The 23493-nt window shown below is 35.4% G+C and carries 19 protein-coding genes; 6 read left to right on the forward strand and 13 right to left on the reverse strand.

Annotation, left to right across the window (positions count from 1 at the left end):
- Positions 1 to 25 precede the first annotated feature (25 nt).
- Genes IPM14_03935 through IPM14_03955 form a run of 5 tightly spaced genes read right to left on the reverse strand, consistent with a single transcriptional unit; the run spans position 26 to position 5021 of the window.
- Positions 26 to 1066 (reverse strand): glycosyltransferase, encoded by a 1041-nt coding sequence (locus IPM14_03935; GenBank protein MBK9097269.1) that lies wholly within the window; start codon positions 1064 to 1066, stop codon positions 26 to 28.
- A complete protein-coding gene (locus IPM14_03940) occupies positions 1063 to 1839 on the reverse strand; it encodes a class I SAM-dependent methyltransferase (protein ID MBK9097270.1) in 777 nt (258 codons plus the stop codon). Before IPM14_03940 ends, IPM14_03935 begins: the two co-directional genes overlap by 4 nt.
- Position 1840: 1 nt before the next feature.
- Positions 1841 to 2656, reverse strand: coding sequence for a class I SAM-dependent methyltransferase (locus tag IPM14_03945; protein MBK9097271.1), 816 nt, complete (start codon positions 2654 to 2656; stop codon positions 1841 to 1843).
- Positions 2657 to 2664: 8 nt separating this feature from the next.
- Entirely contained in the window at positions 2665 to 4128 is a 1464-nt protein-coding gene (locus IPM14_03950) for a B12-binding domain-containing radical SAM protein (GenBank protein MBK9097272.1), read from the reverse strand.
- Entirely contained in the window at positions 4125 to 5021 is an 897-nt protein-coding gene (locus tag IPM14_03955) for a hypothetical protein (GenBank protein ID MBK9097273.1), read from the reverse strand. The genes IPM14_03950 and IPM14_03955 overlap by 4 nt, the downstream gene beginning before the upstream one ends.
- 174 nt (positions 5022 to 5195) lie before the next feature.
- Here IPM14_03955 and IPM14_03960 point away from each other — a divergent pair, with 174 nt between their 5' ends.
- The 3 genes from IPM14_03960 (at position 5196) to IPM14_03970 (ending at position 9362) form a co-directional block, all read left to right on the forward strand.
- Positions 5196 to 7004, forward strand: a complete 1809-nt coding sequence (locus IPM14_03960) for an O-antigen ligase C-terminal domain-containing protein (GenBank protein MBK9097274.1) — start codon at positions 5196 to 5198, stop codon at positions 7002 to 7004.
- Between the two features lie 142 nt (positions 7005 to 7146).
- On the forward strand, positions 7147 to 8769 hold the full coding sequence (locus tag IPM14_03965; protein MBK9097275.1) for an indolepyruvate ferredoxin oxidoreductase: 1623 nt from the start codon (positions 7147 to 7149) through the stop codon (positions 8767 to 8769).
- Entirely contained in the window at positions 8766 to 9362 is a 597-nt protein-coding gene (locus IPM14_03970) for an indolepyruvate oxidoreductase subunit beta (protein MBK9097276.1), read from the forward strand. The genes IPM14_03965 and IPM14_03970 overlap by 4 nt, the downstream gene beginning before the upstream one ends.
- Before the next feature lie 11 nt (positions 9363 to 9373).
- Here IPM14_03970 and IPM14_03975 read toward each other — a convergent pair whose 3' ends face one another.
- Together IPM14_03975 and IPM14_03980 are read right to left on the reverse strand one after the other, a co-directional pair.
- A complete protein-coding gene (locus tag IPM14_03975; GenBank protein ID MBK9097277.1) occupies positions 9374 to 10405 on the reverse strand; it encodes a hypothetical protein in 1032 nt (343 codons plus the stop codon).
- Positions 10406 to 10468: 63 nt separating this feature from the next.
- Positions 10469 to 11860, reverse strand: a complete 1392-nt coding sequence (locus IPM14_03980; GenBank protein MBK9097278.1) for an aminopeptidase P family protein — start codon at positions 11858 to 11860, stop codon at positions 10469 to 10471.
- 260 nt (positions 11861 to 12120) lie between these two features.
- On the opposite strand from IPM14_03980, the gene IPM14_03985 reads away from it, so the two are divergent.
- Complete coding sequence (locus IPM14_03985) at positions 12121 to 13485, forward strand: OmpA family protein (protein ID MBK9097279.1); 1365 nt, start codon at positions 12121 to 12123, stop codon at positions 13483 to 13485.
- A 36-nt stretch (positions 13486 to 13521) separates the two neighbouring features.
- Here the strand turns inward: IPM14_03985 and IPM14_03990 are convergent, their stop codons facing one another.
- From IPM14_03990 to IPM14_04000, 3 genes are all read right to left on the reverse strand, one after another.
- Positions 13522 to 14001, reverse strand: a complete 480-nt coding sequence (locus tag IPM14_03990; GenBank protein ID MBK9097280.1) for an N-acetyltransferase — start codon at positions 13999 to 14001, stop codon at positions 13522 to 13524.
- A gap of 62 nt (positions 14002 to 14063) precedes the next feature.
- Entirely contained in the window at positions 14064 to 15065 is a 1002-nt protein-coding gene (locus tag IPM14_03995) for a Gfo/Idh/MocA family oxidoreductase (protein ID MBK9097281.1), read from the reverse strand.
- Entirely contained in the window at positions 15016 to 16158 is a 1143-nt protein-coding gene (locus IPM14_04000) for a DegT/DnrJ/EryC1/StrS family aminotransferase (protein ID MBK9097282.1), read from the reverse strand. The genes IPM14_03995 and IPM14_04000 overlap by 50 nt, the downstream gene beginning before the upstream one ends.
- A gap of 277 nt (positions 16159 to 16435) precedes the next feature.
- Here IPM14_04000 and IPM14_04005 point away from each other — a divergent pair, with 277 nt between their 5' ends.
- Together IPM14_04005 and IPM14_04010 are read left to right on the forward strand one after the other, a co-directional pair.
- A complete protein-coding gene (locus IPM14_04005; GenBank protein MBK9097283.1) occupies positions 16436 to 18160 on the forward strand; it encodes an OmpA family protein in 1725 nt (574 codons plus the stop codon).
- A gap of 158 nt (positions 18161 to 18318) precedes the next feature.
- Positions 18319 to 19758, forward strand: a complete 1440-nt coding sequence (locus tag IPM14_04010; GenBank protein MBK9097284.1) for an AMP-binding protein — start codon at positions 18319 to 18321, stop codon at positions 19756 to 19758.
- Positions 19759 to 19793: 35 nt separating this feature from the next.
- Here the strand turns inward: IPM14_04010 and nadE are convergent, their stop codons facing one another.
- The 3 genes from nadE to IPM14_04025 are packed head-to-tail and all read right to left on the reverse strand — an operon-like array spanning position 19794 to position 23017.
- On the reverse strand, positions 19794 to 20765 hold the full coding sequence (gene nadE / locus IPM14_04015; protein ID MBK9097285.1) for an NAD(+) synthase: 972 nt from the start codon (positions 20763 to 20765) through the stop codon (positions 19794 to 19796).
- Positions 20766 to 20780: 15 nt separating this feature from the next.
- A complete protein-coding gene (asnB, locus tag IPM14_04020; protein MBK9097286.1) occupies positions 20781 to 22757 on the reverse strand; it encodes an asparagine synthase (glutamine-hydrolyzing) in 1977 nt (658 codons plus the stop codon).
- The gene (locus IPM14_04025) at positions 22757 to 23017 is read right to left on the reverse strand and encodes an acyl carrier protein (GenBank protein MBK9097287.1); all 261 of its coding nucleotides are present in this window, start codon (positions 23015 to 23017) and stop codon (positions 22757 to 22759) included. Before IPM14_04025 ends, asnB begins: the two co-directional genes overlap by 1 nt.
- Positions 23018 to 23493 lie beyond the last annotated feature (476 nt).

The raw sequence follows: 23493 nt of genomic DNA on the forward strand, positions 1-23493 counted from the left end.
GTGCTTTTAATATACAAATTTCAGTTTATTCCATAAATTTTTGCATACTGTTCAACTGTATCGGCAAGTTTAAAAGATTAGTCGGTTGAAAATCTAATTGAGATGATAATAACTTTTCTAGAGTATTAACAAAGTCATCTTCATCTTTTGCAATAAACCACTTCGGATTTCTCTGCGCATAACCGATGTTGAACGATAATATGTTCATTCCATTTACCAATGCTTCAGCAAATACATATCCCGAACCTTCAAAACTGGAAGGATGAACAAATATCTTGCTTCGCTGCATAAGCTTAAAAATTTCCTGTCGACTTAATAATCCGGTGAAATCAATATTCTCGTTTATACCCAGTTGATCAGCAAGTTTTTTTAGTGATTTTGATTCAGGTCCGCTTCCGACCAATTTGCACTTAATATTTCTATAAGAGGTTTTAACCTTTGCAATTGCATTTAGATACAATGAATAATTCTTTAATGAGATAAGAGAGCCGACCGCAAGCAGATCAATATCACGATTAGCAGCTTCGAAATTCTGATCATCAATTCCCCAGTGAATTATTTCATCCGGCTTTTTTTTAGTCAGGTTGAAAAACATATCAAATTGATTTTGAGAAAGAGCAACAATTTTAATGTTGTTATTTTTTGACTGATTCAAATACCTGTTTGAATTTTTAACATCCTGTCCCATCAATGTGCAAATATGTTGGCAGCGAAATTTTTTAGATAGTCGATTTCCTGTAAATGCACATTCACCAAGCCAGAGCGAGTGAATAACATCAACCGCATAGAATTTATTAATTTTCCACGCAATTCTTAACGCTTTCAACCAAACAAATAATTTTTTGAGAGCAGAATTTCTACCATTTAATGGATAAACTTCTACTCCATTCCAAAGATATTTTTTATTACGATACGGATACTGAAATGCGATAACCGAAATCTTTACTTCAGGATATTCAGATTTAAAACTGATTAAAAATTCCTGCAGCGGAGGAATACAGTTAAAATCATTTTCATCCGAGGAAAAACCGGGAGTAAGAAAAAGAATATGTTTAGCCAAACTCATCTTGTTATTCTAATCCAGGGAAAAGGAGAATCTCTAACAAAAATCTTTTTGATCTTGTTCGTCAATGTCAAAGGATTATACAATATTTTATAATTGAATTGCCGGATGTCTTCCCATGTGTGATGATGATATTTGTCTGACATTTCAGGAAACCCAATTGATGAATAATAATTCTGCGTTCTTTCTTTTGCTTTAATAGCTTCATTGACGGAATAGATCGGTGAATCAATTATATGTAATTCACCATTTACTTTTAGCAGTGTTAAAAGTTTATTTAACAACTTCGATATATCAGGGAAGTATTGGATGGCTGCATTTATTAAAATAATATCGAAACCTTTTTCAGGAAGTTTCGCCTCAAAAATATTTACATAAATAAATCGTAAGTGCTCAGAATTAAATACTCTTCTTCCCTGAATCAGTTCAGTTAAATTAACATCAACACAATAAAAATTTTGATTGAATGATTTTGAAAGTTGTCCGCAAAACCAACCGTTGCCACAGCCTAGGTCGAGAATATTCAGATCTGACTTTTTAGTTTTAAGATATTCCCTGAATCGTTGAAATGATTTGGATCTTAAATCCCATTCACTCTTATGTGGATTTGAGCTTGAAGCAAAAGGCAATAAAATCAGTTCAGCGTCAGCATATACCCGATTTTCTTTTTGACGAACTTTCAGATAAACATCTTCAAATGTGTCGCTGATTGGTGATAGTACGTAAACACCTTCGTCACTGTTATATTTGGAAAGATTTATAATAGAGTCCTGCAATTTAGTTCTCCATGTATTCTGTAGTAACAATGATATGATCGCCGATTCTGTTGAACGGAGGAACTACGGAAATCATTTCATCAATCTTATTCAATGCAGTTGCGAATCGAGGAAATTTTTTCGGAATTTTTTCCATCTGCGGGATAGGTGTAAAAAGTGCGAGACTTTCCAGCTTCAATAATTTAAAACTCATTCCAAGTGCTTTCATCACCTGACGGGCAGAAAAATAATATGTGCGAAATTTTACTCCTTCGACGCTTGCCAATACACCTTCTTTTTTGAATCTTCTGAATGCGATATCAAATTTTCCTCTAAAGAGCTGAACAATTTCCCAGGGACAAACAGGCGGTAGAATCACCAAACAAACTCTTCCATTTTTATTTAATAGTGAAGGAAAAAACTTAGTCACCTCTTTTAAATCCGGGATACAATTCAATCCTCCGAAGTTTGAAAATATAAAATCAAACTTCCGATCACCGATTTTATCCAATTCAGTAAACGAACATTGCTGAACAGATATTTTTTCGGAGAATCTTCCTAATGAAAATTTATTCTTCATTTGTTCAACCATTCCATCTGAAAGATCGGTGCAATGAACAGAAAATCCTCTTTCAGCAAAGAACTGAGCATCAATTCCTGTCCCGCTGTTCAGCTCCAGTATTTTATCATTTGGTCTGAGAAATTTAAGTGCGTGTTTCATCACCTGATTACGCATCCAGGTTAATGTTGGATTTGATTTATCATATTCATCATAATTTGATGATTGCCGGGAAAACGCTTTGTTAACATTGGCAAGCTGGGCAGTGTCAGAGTTCATTCTAAAAATTATTTAGCGATTTCAAGCTTTCTGAGGGCGATTGAATCAGCCAACGAAGCTGGAACATAATACAGAATGGATACTGCAGAACGGATTTTTTTCCTATCGACTGAAAATGGATTTGATAAAACATTTTTCAGGTTGATTATGCTTTGTTTTCGCCTGTACACTTTATGTACATACCTGTGGAGTTTTTTGTAATACAAAGGAGAGAAAGTTGCTTTATACATCATTGCAAGTTCATCCGAATCAGTCCAGTTAGCTTTTTCTTTTAGCTGTTCTTTTACTTTTTCGTAGAACTTGGTACCGGGCAATGGATATGAAACGGAAATTCCGATTTCTTCAGGCATAAGATCGAGAACCATATTTATCGTCTTTTCAATATCTTCTTTCTCTTCACCAAGGTAACCGAACTGAAGGAAGAAAGCAGGACGAATTTTATTTTTCTTTAACAAACTTGTTGCTTTATAGATTTGTCCGACAGTTGTTCCCTTATCCATTGCGTCAAGTATTTTTTGTGAACCCGATTCAGCGCCGACCCAAACAGTTTGTGCGCCTGATTCTGCGAGTGCTGCAATAGTATCTTCCTGCAAAAGCAAATCAACTCTCGATTGGATTTTGTATTTAAACTTCAATCCTTTTGATTTAACTTCGTTTCTGAACTCCTGGACCCATCCGGGTTTCAATCCGAAAATATCATCGCACATCCAGAAATGGTGTACATCATACTTCTTTTTAAGAAATTCAATTTCATTAATAACTTTTTGCGGTGATCGTGAATTATACCTGTTTCCGTAAATTGGTTTTGCACACCAGTTGCATTTGAAAGGACATCCGCGGGTTGTTGCGATATTCAAAGAAAAATATCCATGATTTTCAGTCCAGATCTTTTTATATGAATCAACATCGACAAGATCCCATGCAGGCATTGGGAACGAATCAAGATCTTTTACAATTTGTCTGGTTGGTGTACGTATTATTTCTCCATTTTTCTTGAAGCTTAATCCATCTATTCCATTAAAATCAATCACACCTTCATCCAATGCATTTAGCAATTCTTTCAGAGTGATCTCACCTTCACCAATAATTACAAAATCAACACCGTGTGCAAGATATTTTTCATAATGATCAGCGGCGTCCGAACTTGAAGCAACTACCTTTAATCCTTTCACCTTTGCAATTTCAGCCATTCGGAATGCTGCTTCGCGCATATTGGTGAGGCACATTTTTGTCAAATAGTTGAAGCCATCGTCATAAATTACAAGATAATCAGGTTTCTCTTTTTCAATGACAGATGATAGTTTTTCCGGAGACTCTATCAAAGCCGTATCGAATAAAGAAACACTGTAACCTGCTTCGCGCATTACTGCTGCAGCGTAAATTGTTCCTAACGGTGGATATGGTTGTTTTGCATCCCATTGTTTAGGATCAAAGCGGTAAAAATATGAATGTGTGAATAAGATTTTTTTCATTCTGAATAATTAGAGATATTCAACTTGTCCTCAAAAAATTTTATTTTATTCTCAAACTCGGTGAGCACTAACTTCTGGAAAAATTTCGGATGATGTTTTGATTCTTTTTTAGACGATTTAAACGCAAGCTTAAATTCATCTTGATTATAATTCTTATATCTTATTTTATAAAATTTTTCAAACAAGTGCATTGCAAAATCATCGAGCTTATTGCCAACCTTTTTCCCGAGCATCTTCTCAAAAATAGATTTTATTACACCATTTTTATGGTCAAGAACTTCCGATGTATCTCTCTTCGGAAAGTTTGGGAAGAATTCTTTGATCCATTGGTTTTGTTCATAAAAATTTTCGTAGCATTCTTTCCCGAACGTTGGCAGAAGCGTAACAACTTCTGTAGCAGTGAATACATTCTTTTCGTGGATTTCAAGATTTTCATTGTCAACAAAATAATTTATGCAGAAATTTTTCCTCGAGTTGAATAAAAATACCTTCTTGAATAACATCAGCATTAATCTTGTAAACCAGACTCTGTTCGGATGTGTCACAACGAAATAGTCTATGTCTGAATCTTCTTCCATATAGCCCTTTGAAATCGAACCTGAAAGCATAATCCCGCGGATGAAAGGAAACCTGGAAATAAGACCCGAAACTCTTCTTGCGGTCTGTAATCTTTTTTCAGCAAGCTGATTTCCTTTATACCGTCTTGAGATAAATTCCTCATTATCATTTAATTGATAGAAGAGTCCTTTACGATAAATTATCTTTTCGTCCGAAAGTTTTCCCAGCACAGATTCGACTTCCTGAAGGCAAGTGTGATTTTCTCCAAGATTATAGTAAATTTCATTAGCCGTCAGCGGATATGAAAAAATATCATAGTATGCCAGCGTCCGCAAAACAGCTCGTCTTAAAGACTGTAACTTTAATTCCGTTTCCAATATAATTATAGGGCGATGATTGAGGGATAAATAATTTATTAATTAAATTAAAGAATTAATTTTATAGTTCTCACGTCAGATGAAGAATAATTTTTAATCAATGAAATACATTACTAAGATAAAAATAAACATATGACAAACAGAAAGACAAATCAAGGCTTAGGTTTATTATTCGGGTTAACATTTATCTCTCCTATTACATATTCTGTTCTTGCATATGAAATGGATGTCGTACAAAGGGTATTTTACTTTTCTATTTCCCTCTTACTCTTTTTTGTTTACATATTAAAAAGCAAATTTGAGAAGGGAGTAATACTTAATAAATATCTTACAATTTTGATTTTATTGTTCCCGTTTTCATTTTTAACCGCATTTTTTAATGATTCAGCTTCGCTGTTGATTTTAAAATTCAGTGACCTTTTGATTCCTCTTGCAATAATAATTCAATCGACAATCATGTTTTTGATTCTTGGAGAAGATAAATTTTTTAAAATTGTCTCATATTCAGTAGTAATCTTCTCAACATTGTTCAGCATAATCGGTCTACTGGAATCATTCCAGATTAAATTAATGGATCTTCCAGCAGTTATGCCTCCGGGCTCACTGTTAGGGCACAGAGGATTTGCCAGCGAATATCTTTCATCAGCATTGCCTTTTTTCCTGATAGCAAATGAATATATCAATTTGAAGAATCGAAAAGTTCTTTTGATCGCAGCCATATTGAATGTATCATTCCTTTTATTCACACGTAGCCGTGCCGGAATATTGATTTTATTCTTTGTGATAATAGTGTACTTCATTTTTATTTTCCTGAAGACTCCGAAAAAAGAAATTTTGAAAAAGATAAAGCCCATATTGGTTGTGATATCGGTTTCTTTATTACTTTCATTCATTCCTTTAAAAGTTGGTGAAAGGCCAGACCTCAAATCAACTGCGGAAACATTCTTTGACCAGGAATTCAAAAGCAATATGCTGAGGCTTAATTTTTGGGATGCATCTGTGAAGATGATAATGGAAAAACCGCTGGTTGGTCATGGTTTGTATAAATGGAGCGGTTATTATCCCAAGTATTATGGCGATTATTTTGATGATAAAAGCCTGCTTCTCGTTCATAACATACATGCTCATAATGATTTTCTTGAAATGTTTGCCGAGAGCGGTTTATTAGCTCCAGTGATTTATTTGCTGATCTTCATTTCAGTATTAGCAGCATTATTCAAAAAAATAAAGCAGAATGAAAAATACTTTGCACTGATACTTGTTGTAATTATAATTTTCTGTTTCTCCGTTGTTTCTTTCCCCACATATAAATTTGCATCTTTTTTCCATCTGGCTGTAGTGTGTGGAATCGCATTAGCAGCTCCGGCAATTTCAGAAAAGAATACTTTTCGTCTCAATGCTAAATACTTAAAAGTGATCTTGTTTATTCTACTGATAGTAGGCGGAATAATTTCTTATATCAAATTGAAATCAGAGTTGGGTTATAGTCAGGCTATTTATTTAAAAGATAGAAGACAGTATCAGTTAATGTCCCAAAAACTTGATGAAGTTTCAGATGTTTTTTATCCCTTCGATGCTGCAAAGCAGCCGGTTGATTACTATCGGGGTATAGCAAATTCATATTTGTCGAGACATTCAGAAGCTTTACAAAATAATCTTGCAGGCCTGGAGTTAGCTCCATTCAATCCAATATTAATGAGAAATGCCGCTGCTTCATATCAGGAAACCGGTGATAAAAAAAGAGCAATTGAACAATTTGAAAAAGTGAAAAAATATTTTCCGAATTATTTAGGTTCACAGTTCAAACTATTAAAGTTATATTTAGATGCTGGACAAACTGAAAAAGCTGAAAAACTTTACCTAGAGCTGAATGAAAAATCTCCCGGAAATCCGGAGTTAAATGCATTTCAAAATCAATTTAACAAACATTCTGTTAGGTAAGCCCGAACTGTTTGATTAAGATCATTTCAATTGACGAAAAGTTGTTGGGACAGGGTAGCAATTTTCTTATTTTTAAACTAGAAATTATTTACTTTCCCACGTTCAGGGAGCCAGTTCGCAAATAGCATAATAAAAGGGAATTATGGAAAAACTTCTTCTTCTCGGTGCCGAAGCAATCGCTCAGGGCGCTATAGATGGAGGTATGTCTGGTATTTACGCATACCCCGGAACTCCTTCAACAGAAATCACAGAATATGGTCAGCACAATAAAACAGCAATAGAGCGAAATCTTCACAGACAGTGGTCTGCTAATGAAAAAACAGCAATGGAAGCCGCACTCGGAATGAGTTATGGCGGTAAGCGTGCAATGGTATGTATGAAGCATGTCGGATTAAATGTTGCTGCAGATGCATTTATAAATTCAGCAATTACTGGTGTCAATGGAGGATTGATTATTACGGTTGCAGATGATCCATCAATGCATTCTTCACAGAATGAACAGGACTCCCGGTTCTTCGGAAAATTTGCAATGATACCTATTCTCGAACCTGCCAACCAGCAGGAAGCTTATGATATGGCTTATGAAGGTTTTGAACTTTCGGAGAAATTTAAAATTCCTGTGATGATAAGAATTACCACAAGACTTTCACACTCACGTTCCGGTATCGAAAGAAGAGAACTGAAAAAGGAAAATCCTGTTACTTATCCTGAAGATCCCATTCAGTTTGTTCTTCTTCCTTCAAATGCACGAAAAAGATATAAGGGTTTGCTCTCAATCCAATCTATGCTTGAGCAGGAATCCGAACATTCTGTTTATAACACATACATTCCGGGAAGAGATAAATCACTCGGTATTATCGCCTGCGGCATAGCATATAATTATTTGAAAGAAAATTATCAGGAGAAAAGCTGCCCGCATCCTGTGCTTCAGATAAATCAATATCCGTTACCATTTACCAAAGTAGAAAAAATTGTTGATGATTGTGAAAAAGTTCTTGTGCTTGAAGATGGTTATCCGTTTGTAGAAGAGCAGTTGAGAGGATTTCTAAATATAAATTCTAAAATAATTGGAAGACTTAATGGTACCATTCCACGTGATGGTGAATTGAACCCCGATATTGTTGGTAAAGCATTGGGAAAAGAAGTGAAGACAGGAATAGCAGTTCCAAAAATTGTAGCAAACCGACCACCGGAACTCTGTTCGGGATGCAGTCATCGTGATATATACAACGCACTTAATGAAACAATGAGAGAGTTCGGTAAGCAGAAAGTTTTTTCAGATATTGGTTGCTACACACTTGGTGCACTTCCTCCCTGGAATGCGATTAATTCCTGCGTTGATATGGGCGCATCAATAACAATGGCAAAAGGCGCTTCCGATGCTGGTATTCGTCCGGCTGTTGCGGTTATTGGTGACTCAACATTTACTCACAGCGGAATGACTGCTTTACTTGATTGTGTTTTCGAAAACACTCCCGTTACTGTTATCATTTCAGATAATTCAACTACGGCGATGACAGGTGGTCAGCAATCACCAGCTACCGGAAGATTGGAGGAAATTTGTATCGGACTTGGAGTCAAGCCCGATCACGTAAAAGTATTAACACCGCTTCCAAAATATCACGAAGAAATGGTAAAAGTTTTACGTGAAGAATTATTGTATGACGGAGTATCGGTTATCATTCCAAGAAGAGAGTGTATAGTTCAAACGGTAGCTAAAAATAAGAAAGAGGGTAAAGTGAGAACCGGGGAGGTTAAAGAATGAAATCAGATATTATACTTGCTGGAGTTGGCGGACAGGGAATACTTTCAATTGCAGCTACAATAGGTATGGCTGCTTTGGAGAATCATCTTCTACTAAAACAAGCCGAAGTTCACGGAATGAGTCAGAGAGGCGGAGCTGTTCAGTCACATTTAAGAATTTCTGAAAAAGAAATTGCAAGCGATCTTATTCCGCTTGGCAGAGCAGACTTAATAATTTCCGTCGAACCAATGGAATCACTCCGCTATTTGCCGTGGCTATCAGAAAACGGATGGCTTGTAACAAACACAACTCCGTTTGTAAACATCCCCGATTATCCGGATATGAAAGATCTTCTTGCAGAAATCGAAAAACTCCCACATCATATTGCTATTAATGCTGATGAAATTGCCAGACAGGTTAAATCGCCTCGTTCATCAAACATTGTAATGCTTGGTGCATCATCTCCATTTCTTGATCTTCCATACGAAAGTCTCGAAATTGGTATTAAAAAAATATTTGGAAGAAAAGGTGAGAAGATAGTTCAACTTAACTTAGACGCACTAAAAGCCGGGAGAGAATTTGCTATTAAGCACACACCGGTTGGAAGTAAATAATTTGTTATAAGTCATTTCATCTTCTTAAAAAAATCATCCCGGTAGATTTTTGCTTTTTCCAAAGTGTTGAAATATCCAACCCGCAATGAATACCAATCAAGATTTCCAATATTCATTCTGATTATATCCGCCAGATATCCTTTTTCAAACAAATTGTTTTTTAAGATTTCGGCCCGGTGTGGATTTTTAACTACTTCAACCTGGAAACAGAATAGTGTTCCATCTGTAAAAACTCCGTCAGCAATGAATATATCCTTTGTGCTATCATATACAGCAGCGGTTGGATTTAAATCTGCAATGCTGCATCCAAATTTATCAACATCATTTCCGGGAGTTGAGTCCGGACATAAATCGTAATCATCATCCACTCCGTCATTATCTAAATCAATATTTTTGCCCAGATAAAATGATACTCCTGCAAAGAAACCGATATAGGTATCATTTTGTTTTCCAGCTTTAATATCATCGATATAATCAGTTGATGTAAAATTTAAATTTAACCCTAAGTTAAAACTCCATGAATCGTGAAATGGAAATCTAAATCCTGCTTCTCCTGAATAAGCAAGAGAATTTTTTTTGTAGACCGCGAATTGATTGTTAGGTAATTGATTTCCGCTGCCATCTCCCGGATCGAAAAAGATATAACTTAATCCAGCTGATAAGTAAGGTACTGCATTACCAATTCTTCCTGCATATACTAACCCACCACCAAGGTTGATATATCCGGTCCTGAATTTTTCTGGTGCAGGTGGATAAGTGATATCGTTGCTATAAATTTCTCCCTGTATAAAACCACCTTCTCCAATTATTCGTAAACCAAATGTTCCAAACGATTTTGAGGGAAAAAAGTATTCTATTATAAATCTGCCATTAAAATCAAGTTCGCTTTCCCTGTAATCAGTTTTCGAAATAGTTCCTCCTGTTTCGAGAGTCAATCCAAAAGCATTTGATAATGGATGAAATTTTTTTGAAGAAAGTGATTGAGCAAGACCAAATTCACAAAGAATGAAAAATACAAGTGAGGTTATTATGAAATAATTCAATCAGGTTAAATAGCGATGATGGTTTAAAATATATCAGCCCGGTTTAGCCGGGCTGTTTAATTTTTATCTGCCGATTATCGACTCGAGTTCTTCAATAGTTTTAGGAATCGGTTTTGACCCTAATACTCTGAATCCGTCATCAGTAACCAATATATCATCTTCAATCCTGATTCCACCAAAGCCCGTGTAATTTTCAAGCATATCATAGTTGATATATTCTGGAAACCTGTTTTGTGTTTTCCACATGTCGATCAGTTCCGGAATAAAATAAATTCCAGGTTCAATTGTAAACACATGACCTGGTTCGAGAGTTTTGGCCAGCCTTAAATACTTTAACCCAAATTCTTCACTTCTCTGCACACTCTCATCATATCCGACAAAATCTTCACCGAGTCCTTCCATATCATGGACATCCAATCCAAGCATATGACCTAAACCATGAGGGAAGAACAAAGTGTGTGCGCCTGAATTAACTGCTTCTTCCGCATTGCCGAACATTATACCAAGTTCAATCAAACCAGAGGCAATATCTTTAGCAGCATTGAAGTGTAATTCTCTGTTTGTAATTCCTGGCCGTACAGAATTAATTGCGTTCATTTGTGCGCGAAGAACTATCTGGTAAATTTCTTTCTGATTGTCTGAAAATTTTCCACCAACAGGAATCGTTCTGGTGATATCACTTGCATAATGAAGTTTGCTTTCAGCACCTGAATCATTTACGAGTAAATCACCGGTTTTCATTTTGTTATCATAATAAGGATTATGAAGTGTTTGCCCATTTATAGAAACTATAGGTCTGAATGAAAGTCCGTAACCCAGAGAAAGTGCTATACCTTCAATCATACCGGCAATCTTACGTTCATCAGTATCTGGTTTTACCATTTTCATAGCAGCGATGTGCATCTTTGCGGCAATATCAACTGCTTCATCAAGTTCAACGATCTCTTCACTGGATTTTATTGATCTTTGTGCAACAACCGCTTTAATTAATTTTTCTGAACAGTAATCATTTACATTAGCGTAATTTAACCCGCTCGTTGAAGCGAGCTTTAAAATATTTTCAATACGATACTGAGGAAGGAAATGAATTTTTCTACCTTTTTTAATTGCGCCTGAAATTTGTTCGGCCAGCTTATCTGGTGATGCAGTACGTTTAATACCTACTTTATCAGCAAAATCACTAACGGTTGGTTGAATCCCTGTCCAAACGATATCATCCATGCTCAAATCATTCCCGAACAGTGTTTCAAGATTATTATCTATATCTATTGTAGCTGCAAATCCAGGTCTGTCGATTCCAAAATAATAGAGAAAGGTACTATCTTGTCTAAAGTAGTATGTGTTAGCTTTGTAGTTCGCAGGACTGTCTTCATTTCCCAAGAATAGTAATAATCCAGAATCAAACTTATCTTTTAACAAACTTCTCCGGTTGGTGTAAATATTTATGTCAAACATTATAGCTCCTCTTCTAAAATTTGTAGAGTATGATGATAATTGCAGATTAGATAATATCCAGTAACTAAATTAAACAATTTGTGTATCTAAATGTAGCATTTACATGCTCGTAATTCTCAGTTATATATTATATCCATTTTTAGGCCAAAATCAATATTTTTCAAGACTCATATTGGTAAAAAAATTCGCACAAGATTTGTTTATGGACTAAAACAATACAGTAATCTTTGCAATAATCTAAATAGATATAGGTTCTAACTGTGAAAAAATTATACAAATATTGGAATCCTCTTTCCAGCTTTTTAATTCTAGTTCTTGTTGCTACACTTCTTCCTTTAAATAGTTCTTTACCGCAAAATAAGTTAAATGTCACGCATGGTTTTCATAACACATTCGTATTGGGTATAGATGGAGGAGTAACCTTACCACAGACAGATTATCAGACAAACAAGATGGGCTTTGCATTCAGAGGCACAGGAGAATATTTTTTCAAGACAAACTCAATACATCTGTTCGGACTGAAACTAAAGCTAGGCTACGATCAGGTAACAGGAGAAGATAGCAGAGGAGAGATATCAACACAGGATGGAACGAGACAAATACCAGAGACATTTAAGACAGGTATATTTAGTGGTGGAATAGCGGCGACATACAGCATATCGATAGGAGATGTGGTATTTCCGTATGTATCAGGAGGAATAAGCAATTTGTGGTTTGATCCGAAGGATGGGGAAGGAAATGCAGGAGAATACAACGCAGCAGGAAGATATGAGAAGAGCAGCATAGCCTACAGCATAGAGGTGGGGATGAGATATCTGGTAAGTGATAAGGTAAGCATAAGTATCTCAGCAAATCCATATATCCCACAGACAGATTACCTGGATGATGTAGCAGCAGCATTTTCAGATGATGCATACACTACGGTAATGCTGGGAATAACGATCTCACCATTTATCAATACAGATGAAGATAATGATGGAATTTCAGGCTCAGAAGATATGTGTCCGGATGAAGCAGAAGACTATGATGGATACGAGGACGAGGATGGATGTCCTGACTTGGATAATGATGGAGATGGGATACTGGATATAAATGACAAATGTCCGAATGAAGCGGAAGATGCAGATGGATACGAGGATGAGGACGGATGTCCGGATCTGGATAATGATGGAGATGGGATACCGGATGTAGCGGATAAGTGTCCAAATGAAGCAGAGGATAAGGATGGAGTAGAAGATGAGGATGGATGTCCGGAGTATGAGGAGGTAAAGCTGGAAGAAAAATATATGCTGATGGGAGATGAGATATTTGAGAGCAACTCAGCGATGATAAAGGTGGAAGGGAAGAAGCAGTTAGATGAAGTAGTAAGCAAAATTCAGAGATATCCGGAAGGAAGCAAGTGGAAGATAGAGGGACATATGGATTCGAACGGTAATAAGAGATTCCTGAGGAATTTATCATTAGAGAGAGCGAAGGCTGTGCTGGAGTACTTAAGTTACTTTGGAGGATTGAAGCGGGAGAACTTCCAGGTAATGGGAATGGGAGACAATCAACCGGTAGGAGATAACAACACGGAAGAAGGCCGAAGACAAAACCGCAGAATTGAAATTATTCCGGAAAAATAACTGATTGGATAATATATCATATCATTAAAAACCGGATTACAAGTCCGGTTTTTTGTTTTTGATCAGTTTGGCGGGGACTCCGGCAACAATAGAATTTGGCGGAACGTCTTTGGTAACCACAGCGCCAGCACCTACTATTGAATTTTCACCGATTGTAACACCACACATTATAGTTGAAGATGAACCTATTGATGCTCCTTTTTTTACAAACGTTTCCACAACCTTCCAGTCACTTTCAGTTTGCATTGACCCGTCTACGTTTGTAGCTCTGGGGTGTTTGTCATTAATAAAAGTAACATTATGTCCAACAAAAACATTATCCCCGATGTGAACACCTTCACAAATAAAAGTATGAGAAGATATTTTGCAATTTTTACCAATGAAAGCGTTTTTCTGAATTTCTACGAAAGTACCGATTTTTGTTCCATCATCGATTGAGCAGCCGTAAAGATTAACAAAGTCGTAAATCTTTACATCCTTTCCTAGCTTAACATTGTTTATGTTTTGATTACTCATTTGAAATCCAACAATAAAAATTTTTACAATGATGACTTAAATAATTACAACGATTTAAAACTTTATTTCAGTTCTACTATTTGTCCCCTGTTAGCAAGAGAAATATCGGCAGCTTCAAGCAATTTAATGACAGCAAGTCCATCAACACCATTAGTCAGTGGTTGTCTGTTTTCTTTAATTGAAGAAATGAATTCCTGAGTGCCAAGTGCCAAAGCTTCAGTTTGATTTACTTTTGGTGAAAACATATCGCCGATTCTGTATTGAACAAGTGCTTCGTGAATACTTTCAGTTGAATTGAACTCAACTCCGCTGTCATAAACTTTTATCTTCTCAAAATTTTCCATGTCATCGTACACAAGCATTTTCTTGTCTCCTCCAACAATTATTCTCCTGATTTTTACCGGCGAGATCCAGTTGACATGGAAATGTGCGAAACAGTTATCTTCAAAATAAATGCAGATATGAGCAAGATTTTCTTTGCCTTTAAAATTTGCAATTCCGTTAGCAGAAAGTGCTTTGGCTTTATGCTTTTGAAGTAAATAAGTCATTATCGAAAGATCGTGCGGAGCCAGATCCCAAACAACATTTACATCTCGTTGAAATAGTCCGAGATTGATTCTTTCAGAATCGAAGTAAATAATATTTCCAAGCTCATATTTGTCTATGAGTTCTTTAATCTTGATAACTGCTCCATTATAAATAAAAGTGTGATCAACAAAAATTTTCAGATTTTTTTTATCAGCGATGTCAATTAATTCTTCAGCTTCCTTGGATGAAGTGGTGAAAGGCTTTTCTACCCAGATGTTTTTACCAGATGCAAGTGCTTTCTTAGCTAAATTATAATGTGTATCGACAGGTGTTGCAATAACAATGATATCAGAATCACCTTTGACCAAATTTTCACTATCAGAGGTTAATTCAGCAGCCGGGAATTTTTCTTTAATAACTTGAAGTCTGTTTTCTCTAATATCACAAGCGGTAACTTTCTTAACATCTTTATGTGCAAGAAAATTTCTAACTAAATTTGGACCCCAATACCCCAGACCGATTATTCCGACTTTCATATCTATCCTTAAAATATTTTAAGATTGCATTAGATACGTACTCAATCTGCTCATCAGTAAGTTCCGGGTACATCGGCAGAGAAAGTCCGCTATCAGCGAGCATTTCAGTTTCAGGAAAATCTCCTCTTTTGTATCCAAGGAATTTAAAGCATTCCTGCAAATGCAACGGTACAGGATAATGCAACCCTGTTGATATTTTTTGCTCTTGCAGGAAGGTCTGTAGTTTGTCCCGATCATCTTTATTTTTTTGAAGATTCCCTTTGTTCACTTTGATTACGTAAAGATGGTAAACATGCTTGTGATCGGGCATTTCCACTGGTAGAATAATATCTTCTAAATTACCCAACAACTCTTTATACTTCTGTGCTACTCTTCTTCTCTCATTCGTCCATTTTTCGATGTACTTTAATTTGATACCTAAAACAGCGCCCTGAATTCCTTCCATTCTGTAATTGTGTCCAAAAGAGTCATGATAATATTTTTTTGACTGACCATGTTCCCGAAGTTTTTTAATTCTATTAAAGATATCTTCATCATTAGTAACAATTGCACCGGCTTCACCATATGCACCAAGATTCTTTCCGGGATAGAAGCTGAAAGAAGTGACTTCCGAAAAGTTTCCCACCTTTTTACTTTTATACTCGGATAAATGAGCTTGAGCTGCATCTTCAACAATATGAATATTATGTTTTTCAGCAATTTGTCTTAATGCATCCATATCTGCAGCCTGACCATAAAGATGAACGGCAACGATAGCTTTTGTTTTTTTACTAATTGCTTTTTGAACTTTATTGGGATCAATATTATAACTCTGACTATGACAATCAACAAAGACCGGTTTCGCACCACATAATGTAGCTCCCCAGGCAGTAGCTATAAAAGTGTTGGCAGGAATTATTACTTCATCACCAACTTGAATACCGAGATTCCATAAAGCAAGATGATTTCCATCTGTCCCTGAACTTGTTCCGAGACAATATTTTACATTATGTATTTTAGCGAATTCTTTCTCGAATTCTGTTACGGCGGGACCTAAAATAAACGAAGTACTATCTAACACTTTTTGAATAGCGGAATCAATTTCATTTTTTATTGATTTATACTGTGCTTTTAAGTCGAGGAAAGTATTTCATAAAAATTCTCTATTCTGGTTAATATTTTTCTTCTTAGGGAATGAATTTCTAATTTTTGATGTCTAAAATTAAGTAATTGCTTTCGATAATTAAATTTGAATTCAACTAACGGCTAAGTGAACTTGGTGATTTTAGGTAAAAAAGTGTTAATTTTTGTTATCTTTAACAAAAGAATTAATGATTCAATAATAAATACAAAATTGAATCTTTAATCACTCAACTTTGAGGGAGAACATTATGCATATGAGAATACAATTAAAAATTATTTTATTGAGTTTTATAGTTTTTATATCAAATTGTTATTCCCAAAATTCTGGAATAGTCACACACGCCTTCCACAACACATTTGTTTTGGGTATAGATGGGGGAGTAACCTTACCACAGACAGATTATCAGACAAACAAGATGGGCTTTGCATTCAGAGGCACAGGAGAATATTTTTTCAAGACAAACTCAATACATCTGTTCGGCCTAAAACTAAAGCTAGGCTATGAACAGGTAACAGGAGAAGACAGCCGGGGAACAGTATCCAGCCAGGATGGGACCAGGGAAATACCGGAGACATTTAAGACAGGCATTTTCACGGGCGGAATAGCAGCCACATACAGCATATCGATAGGAGATGTGGTATTTCCGTATGTATCAGGAGGAATAAGTAATTTGTGGTTTGATCCGAAGGATGGGGAAGGAAATGCAGGAGAATACAATGCAGCAGGAAGGTATGAAAAGAGCAGCATAGCCTACAGCATAGAGGTGGGGATGAGATATTTGGTAAGTGATAAGGTAAGCATCAGTCTGTCAGCAAATCCATATATCCCGCAGACGGACTATCTTGATGATATAGCAGCAGCATTTTCAGATGATGCATACACTACGGTAATGCTGGGTATAACAATCTCACCGTTTATCAATACAGATTCAGATAATGATGGAATTTCAGGCTCGGAAGATATGTGTCCAGATGAAGCAGAAGACTATGATGGATACGAGGACGAGGATGGATGTCCTGACTTGGATAATGATGGGGATGGAATACCGGATGGAGTAGATAAATGTCCAAATGAAGCAGAAGATAAAGATGGATATGAGGATGAGGACGGATGTCCGGATCTGGATAATGATGGAGATGGAATACCGGATGCAGCAGACAAGTGTCCAAATGAAGCCGAGGATAAAGATGGAGTGGAAGATGAGGATGGCTGTCCGGAGTATGAGGAGGTAAAACTGGAAGAGAAATATATGCTGATGGGAGACGAGATATTTGAGAGCAACTCAGCGATGATAAAGGTGGAAGGGAAGAAGCAGTTAGATGAAGTAGTAAGCAAAATTCAGAGATACCCGGAGGGAAGCAAGTGGAAGATAGAGGGACATATGGATTCGAACGGTAATAAGAGATTCCTGAGGAATTTATCATTAGAGAGAGCGAAGGCGGTGCTGGAGTACTTAAGTTACTTTGGAGGACTGAAGCGGGAGAACTTCCAGGTAATGGGAATGGGAGACAATCAACCGGTAGGAGATAACAACACAGAAGAAGGTCGTAGCCAAAACCGCAGAATTGAAATAATTCCGGAATCATTGGAGAATGAGCAGGATACTGGGTCTATGGAAGAGGAAGAGTTTAATCAATTCATTCTCAGAGCTGATGACTCATTTGAACCTAACTCATCAACATTAAATGATCTGGCAAAAATTTTATTGAAAGAGATTGTTGATTATATTAAAGTCCGCCCAGATAGTAAATGGCGAATCGAAGGTTACACAGACAATCAAGGTTCGGCTTCAACTCAAAAGAAAATTACGCTTGAAAGAGCTGAATCAGTTTATAATTATTTATTATCTGAGGGACTTTCTGCTGATCAATTTACTGTCGAAGGACTTGGCAGTTCTAATCCTATTGCGAATAATAATACAGAAGAAGGAAGAAGAGCGAATAGGAGAATTATCATTTCGCGAGAATTATAATACACCATTCTCCATTGCTTTAATAGATTTAGTTAAAATCAATCACAAGATTCTTGAATAGAGTCAGTATACAATAGATGATTTGATTAAAAGGTTTTTAGTATGTTGCATTAACAATTGATTTTAATTATAAAAATCCGTTTAATGAAAATGATAAAATGAACACCAGTGTCAACTACTTCTGGCAAAAATTAAAAAACTTTTCTGATCATATCGCTTGCACAGACACTTCAATCGACAAATCGATAACATACACAGAGCTTGAAACTGATTCAGATAAAATTGCTGATAAAATAAAAATATCTAAAAAAGCTTTCATCTTCCTTTTCACTTCAAATTCTTATGACTGTATTGCTGCATACATAGGAATTTTGAAATCGGGTAATGCAGTTTTATTACTTGATGAAAATTTAAATAATGAGATCAGAAATAATTTAATAGAGATATATAATCCTGATCTTATTATAACTTCAAGAGATTTGCCGATTGAGAATTATTATCAGGACTACAAGCACGAATCATTACTATTTTTAAAAAGGAATAATTTTTTTGATGGGGAAATTTATCCCGATCTCGCAGTTCTCCTCTCAACGTCTGGAACAACCGGTTCTCCTAAACTTGTGAGACTCACGTATAAAAACATTCAATCAAATGCAGAGTCCATTTCTGATTATCTAAAAATAGATTCAAAAGAGCGACCAATTACAACTCTCCCGTTTAATTATTCGTTTGGATTATCCGTGATTAATAGTCACTTGTTGAAAGGTGCTTCAATTATACTAACAAACAAAACCGTTTTCTTTAGAGAATTCTGGTCCTTATTCAATAATCAAAAGTGCACTTCTTTTGCGGGAGTTCCATACACGTACACAATGCTGAAAAGAATTAATTTCGAGACTATCGAGCTTCCAACTTTAAAAACAATGACACAAGCTGGTGGAAAATTAAGTGAAGAATTTATCAGACATTTTGATAATTATTCGCAAAAACAAAATGTTAAATTCTTCGTAATGTATGGTCAAACGGAAGCTACCGCAAGAATTTCATATGTACCCGCCGATCAGCTTTCAAAAAAAATTGGTTCGATAGGGATTGCAATTCCTGGTGGAGAATTAAAAATTGTGAATGATGGAAGCGAAGTAACTTCAGTAAACGAAGTCGGTGAAATTGTTTATAAAGGCGATAATGTAATGCTCGGTTATGCCGAAAACCGTAACGATCTATCCAAAGCAGATGAATTAAATGGAATCCTTTACACCGGTGATCTTGGATATAAAGATGAAGATGGATTCTTTTATGTTACGGGCAGAATGAAACGCTTTCTCAAAATATTTGGTTTACGAGTTAATCTGGATGAAATTCAAAAGATGATTGAAAATCGTTTTGGATTTTCCGTTGCTTGTACTGGGAAGGATGATTTACTCAAAGTTCTTATTCTATCGGATGATCCAATAGTGGAAGTGAACGTTAAAAATGAAATTTTAAAAACCTATAAATTGAATTTTAAAACAGTAGTTGTAAAATCAGCGACTGAAATTCCTACAACCAGCTCCGGGAAGTATGACTATAACAGAATTAATGCTCTGTTCGAGAATTAAATACATCAACGAAATATTGCTTCAGAACAATGTAATTATTTATTTAAAGAAATTGGATCCTGTCTTAAATATTCAGTAGTTTGAATTTTTTGTTTAATATCGGTAATAGCAACTTCTACTTGTTGCTCAGTCAAATTTAAGGCACTAGCAATTTCAGAAACAGAAACTCCGTTTTCCCATCCATACCAAATCCTGTCAAGTTTATCGAAAGGAAGTTTGAAGAAAAACTCTTCCTGAGTCTGTTCCGCACTATAAGTATCGGTGGTTGGAATTCGTGAGCGAATTTCATCAGGCACTCCTAAAAATTCAGCAATCTGATAAACCTGGGTTTTAAACAAATGCGCAATTGGTTTTACATCAGCCCCACCATCGCCGTATTTTACAAAGAATCCTTGCTCGTGTTCATTTTTATTCCCCGTTCCAATTACCGCATAATTTTTTGCGTCAGCATAATAGTAAAGCATACTCATCCTGCTTCTTTGCTTGAAGTTAGATGCAGCAACTATTTGCAGGTATTCAGCAAGTGGAAGTCTGAATGATTGCTCTTTCCCATCATTTGAAATTATAGTTAAGAAAAAAACATTTATTTTGCCTTTGGCTTCGCTGTCATCTTTAAGCACAATTTTCATTTTATGTTTTACAGGATCATAATCGGGGTATACTCTTTTTACAGCTTTATCTCGTCTTTTGTAACATCCGAATCCATTCACAGCATCAGTTAAATCTTCGAGAACGTACGGGACTGTAAACTTTTCACATAAAAGTGTTGCAAGCTTTCTACTTTCCGGACTGGAATCCTTTTCAGGCATCATCACAGCGAACACTTTATCTGGTCCAAACGTTTTGGCACATAACGCAAGCACTACTGATGAATCAATTCCCCCACTTACTCCAATTACTGCTCCACGCTTTTTTAGTTTGAATGCTACTGTGTTTCTTAGTTCTTCAATTAACCGATTGGTTTCTGCTTTTGCGTCTATTAGAATTGATTCCTTTGTGAAACTCATAACTTCTCCGAAAATTTATGTTTTATTTCTTTTATCAATGAATGTACTGAACGAATAATTCGAGGGTAATTTTAATTTCTTATAATCAACAAAATGATTATGCAATATCTGAGTTGATAGTATTCCAGCAATTGCCATATTATCAAGTTCACTAAGCGACTGTGACTTCTCTGCCTTCTGTGTCAGTAATTTTACCTTGGCAGGATTGAATATTCCAGCTTCCAAAATTTCCTTCTCCGAAAGAAGAGATTTAATGTCAATAAACTTATTATTAAAAAAACTATTTCGGATTGGTGCCCGATAAGGATTCTTGGGGCGATAAACTATCTCTTTAGGTAATATTTTCTTGAAAACGGTTTTAAGCAGATATTTTTCATTAAGTCCTCTGATCTTATATATAGAAGGTACAGTTGCCATATATTCAATAATTCGGTGATCGAGATAAGGAACCCGAAGCTCAACTGAATTAGCCATAGCCATACGATCACCTTGCGATGAAAGCAGATATCCACTCATAAATGTGATGATCTCGAGGTATTGAGCTTTATAAACATAATCCCAATTATCAAAATTTTCAGGAAGTGAATTTCTCAATTCCTCAAAGCAATTATAATCTCCAATTTGTCTTTTAATATCATCAGAAAAAAAATTCTTTAACTTTGTATTGTTATTCCACCTTACTAAGTGAGAAAAGAAAGCATTATTTGGATTGTCAATTCCAAGTTTAAAGAATGCTTGCAGAGTATTTGCTAGTCTTTGATCTTTGAAAATATATGGATATAGTTTTTTAAGTAATAAAGGTCTGAATTTAGATTCAGGATTTACTGACCAGAATTTTCTTACCTTGGTTTCTCTGAAAATATTATAACCACCAAATATTTCATCGGCACCTTCACCAGTTAGTAACTTTAAAACCCTCTTCTCTGACTTTTTTGATAGCAAGAAAAGAGGAACCGGTGCAGCTCGTATAATTGGTTTTTCACCATAGAAAATAGCATCAGCAAAGTGTTTCCCAATATTTTCATTAGTTGCGTGAACTTCGGAATGATTAGTGTTAAGATGCTTGATCATCAAATGCTGAAAGTCACTCTCATCAAAACTTTCTTCCTGGAAGGTAATACCAAACGTTCTGAGTTTGTTATTAAAATTATTTTTCACAATGGCAGTTATACCGGAAGAATCCAATCCACCACTTAAATAGCTACCGACAGGAACATCAGCTCGAAGCCGGATGCGAACAGAATCCTTCATTAATTCTGAAATATCTTCAGTAAATTCAGGAATGGATTTATCCGTTTGTATACGTTCAACTGAGTAAGATAAGTTCCAGTAACGATTTATCGAAATATTTTTTTCAGAAGTAAATTTTATGAAATGGCCGGGAGGTAATTCTTCAATACCTTTAAAAGCAGTTCTTCCCGGAAGCGTGGTCCAGAAAGTGAAGATTTGTTCCATTCCTAAAGGATCTAAGTTTATTTGATAATCAGAAATCTCTATAATTGCTTTTGCTTCCGAAGCAAAATAAAATCTATCCTGGTTAATTTTATAAAACAAAGGAAGAATGCCGACCCGATCTCTCGCCAGGAATAAATCCTTTTTATTTGAATCCCAAATCGCAAATGCAAACTGTCCGTTAAGCTCATCCAGACACTTTTCCTTTTTCTCCTCGTATAGATGAAGAATTACCTCTGTATCAGTGTTAGTGTAAAATTTGTGGCCAAGTTTCAGTAAAGAATCACGAATTTCAGGATAGTTAAAAATTTCACCATTAAAAACTATCCAGAGTGTGCTATCTTCATTATGGATTGGTTGAGAACCGCTTCTCAAATCGATTATGCTCAGTCTCGATTGCGCAAGACCCACCTGATCGTCAATGTATGCTCCATTTTCATCAGGTCCCCGATGATGCAAAGCATAAGTCATGCGCTTGAGATGATTAATGTCAACAGGTGCGGGATTTTTTACATTAAAGATACCGCTTATTCCGCACATTATTGGTCAGAAGTATGATTTTGCTTGGATTGGATAAATTTGTCTATAGCAATAATATCAGAGAAGTTAGATTGGATAAGTTCTTCATCTGAAACTTTTATTTTGAAATTCTCCTCAATGAATGCGATTAACTCTAAAACTCCCGTAGAATCAATAATGCCCTTCTCAAATAATGGCGTTTCAGTTTTTAACTTCTCTCCATCTCCAAATAGGAAATTTTCTACAATAAAATCTTTTAGTAAGTCTTTGTAATTAGTCATAGAATATTATAATTATATACATTTAAAATTATTACTTTTCGTGAAAACAATCACTAAAACCGTGCCGTGTTAGTTAAAATTTAGACATGACTCATTTCACAAAATAAAAGTTTAAACTATGCTCTATCTAATTTTTGTTTGAAAAAAGCATTATATAAGATTATAACGTTAATGGTACATTTATTGGACTTTGAATTATTCCTATAAAAAAAATGATTTTAGAGTTCTGTCTTTATTGATTATTTAAACATAATAAGACTATTACGAGTTAATTTTATGACTTTATATGAAAGAACTCATGTCTTAATTTAAGAATTAAGTCTCAAGAGTTAAAAATTTTGATCTCGCATTAAATTATTAAAGAATACTAATTGTAATTTTTATTTTGCATTATTTATAGGATGAAAAATCAGCAATTTGTTTTATAGATTAGATGGAAGTAAAATTTTAAAATGAATTATTCAAACTCAAATAAA

Source organism: bacterium (assembly GCA_016716565.1).
Lineage (GTDB): Bacteria > Bacteroidota > Ignavibacteria > Ignavibacteriales > Ignavibacteriaceae > IGN2.

Coding starts and splice junctions, on each gene's coding strand:
- IPM14_04010 (MBK9097284.1), top strand. CDS start 18,319: ATGAACACCAGTGTCAACTACTTCTGGCAAAAATTAAAAAACTTTTCT.
- IPM14_03945 (MBK9097271.1), bottom strand. CDS start 2,656: ATGAACTCTGACACTGCCCAGCTTGCCAATGTTAACAAAGCGTTTTCC.
- IPM14_03995 (MBK9097281.1), bottom strand. CDS start 15,065: ATGAAAGTCGGAATAATCGGTCTGGGGTATTGGGGTCCAAATTTAGTT.
- IPM14_03990 (MBK9097280.1), bottom strand. CDS start 14,001: ATGAGTAATCAAAACATAAACAATGTTAAGCTAGGAAAGGATGTAAAG.
- IPM14_03950 (MBK9097272.1), bottom strand. CDS start 4,128: ATGAAAAAAATCTTATTCACACATTCATATTTTTACCGCTTTGATCCT.
- asnB (MBK9097286.1), bottom strand. CDS start 22,757: ATGTGCGGAATAAGCGGTATCTTTAATGTAAAAAATCCCGCACCTGTT.
- IPM14_04005 (MBK9097283.1), top strand. CDS start 16,436: ATGCATATGAGAATACAATTAAAAATTATTTTATTGAGTTTTATAGTT.
- IPM14_03970 (MBK9097276.1), top strand. CDS start 8,766: ATGAAATCAGATATTATACTTGCTGGAGTTGGCGGACAGGGAATACTT.
- IPM14_03960 (MBK9097274.1), top strand. CDS start 5,196: ATGACAAACAGAAAGACAAATCAAGGCTTAGGTTTATTATTCGGGTTA.
- IPM14_03935 (MBK9097269.1), bottom strand. CDS start 1,066: ATGAGTTTGGCTAAACATATTCTTTTTCTTACTCCCGGTTTTTCCTCG.
- nadE (MBK9097285.1), bottom strand. CDS start 20,765: ATGAGTTTCACAAAGGAATCAATTCTAATAGACGCAAAAGCAGAAACC.
- IPM14_04025 (MBK9097287.1), bottom strand. CDS start 23,017: ATGACTAATTACAAAGACTTACTAAAAGATTTTATTGTAGAAAATTTC.
- IPM14_03980 (MBK9097278.1), bottom strand. CDS start 11,860: ATGTTTGACATAAATATTTACACCAACCGGAGAAGTTTGTTAAAAGAT.
- IPM14_03965 (MBK9097275.1), top strand. CDS start 7,147: ATGGAAAAACTTCTTCTTCTCGGTGCCGAAGCAATCGCTCAGGGCGCT.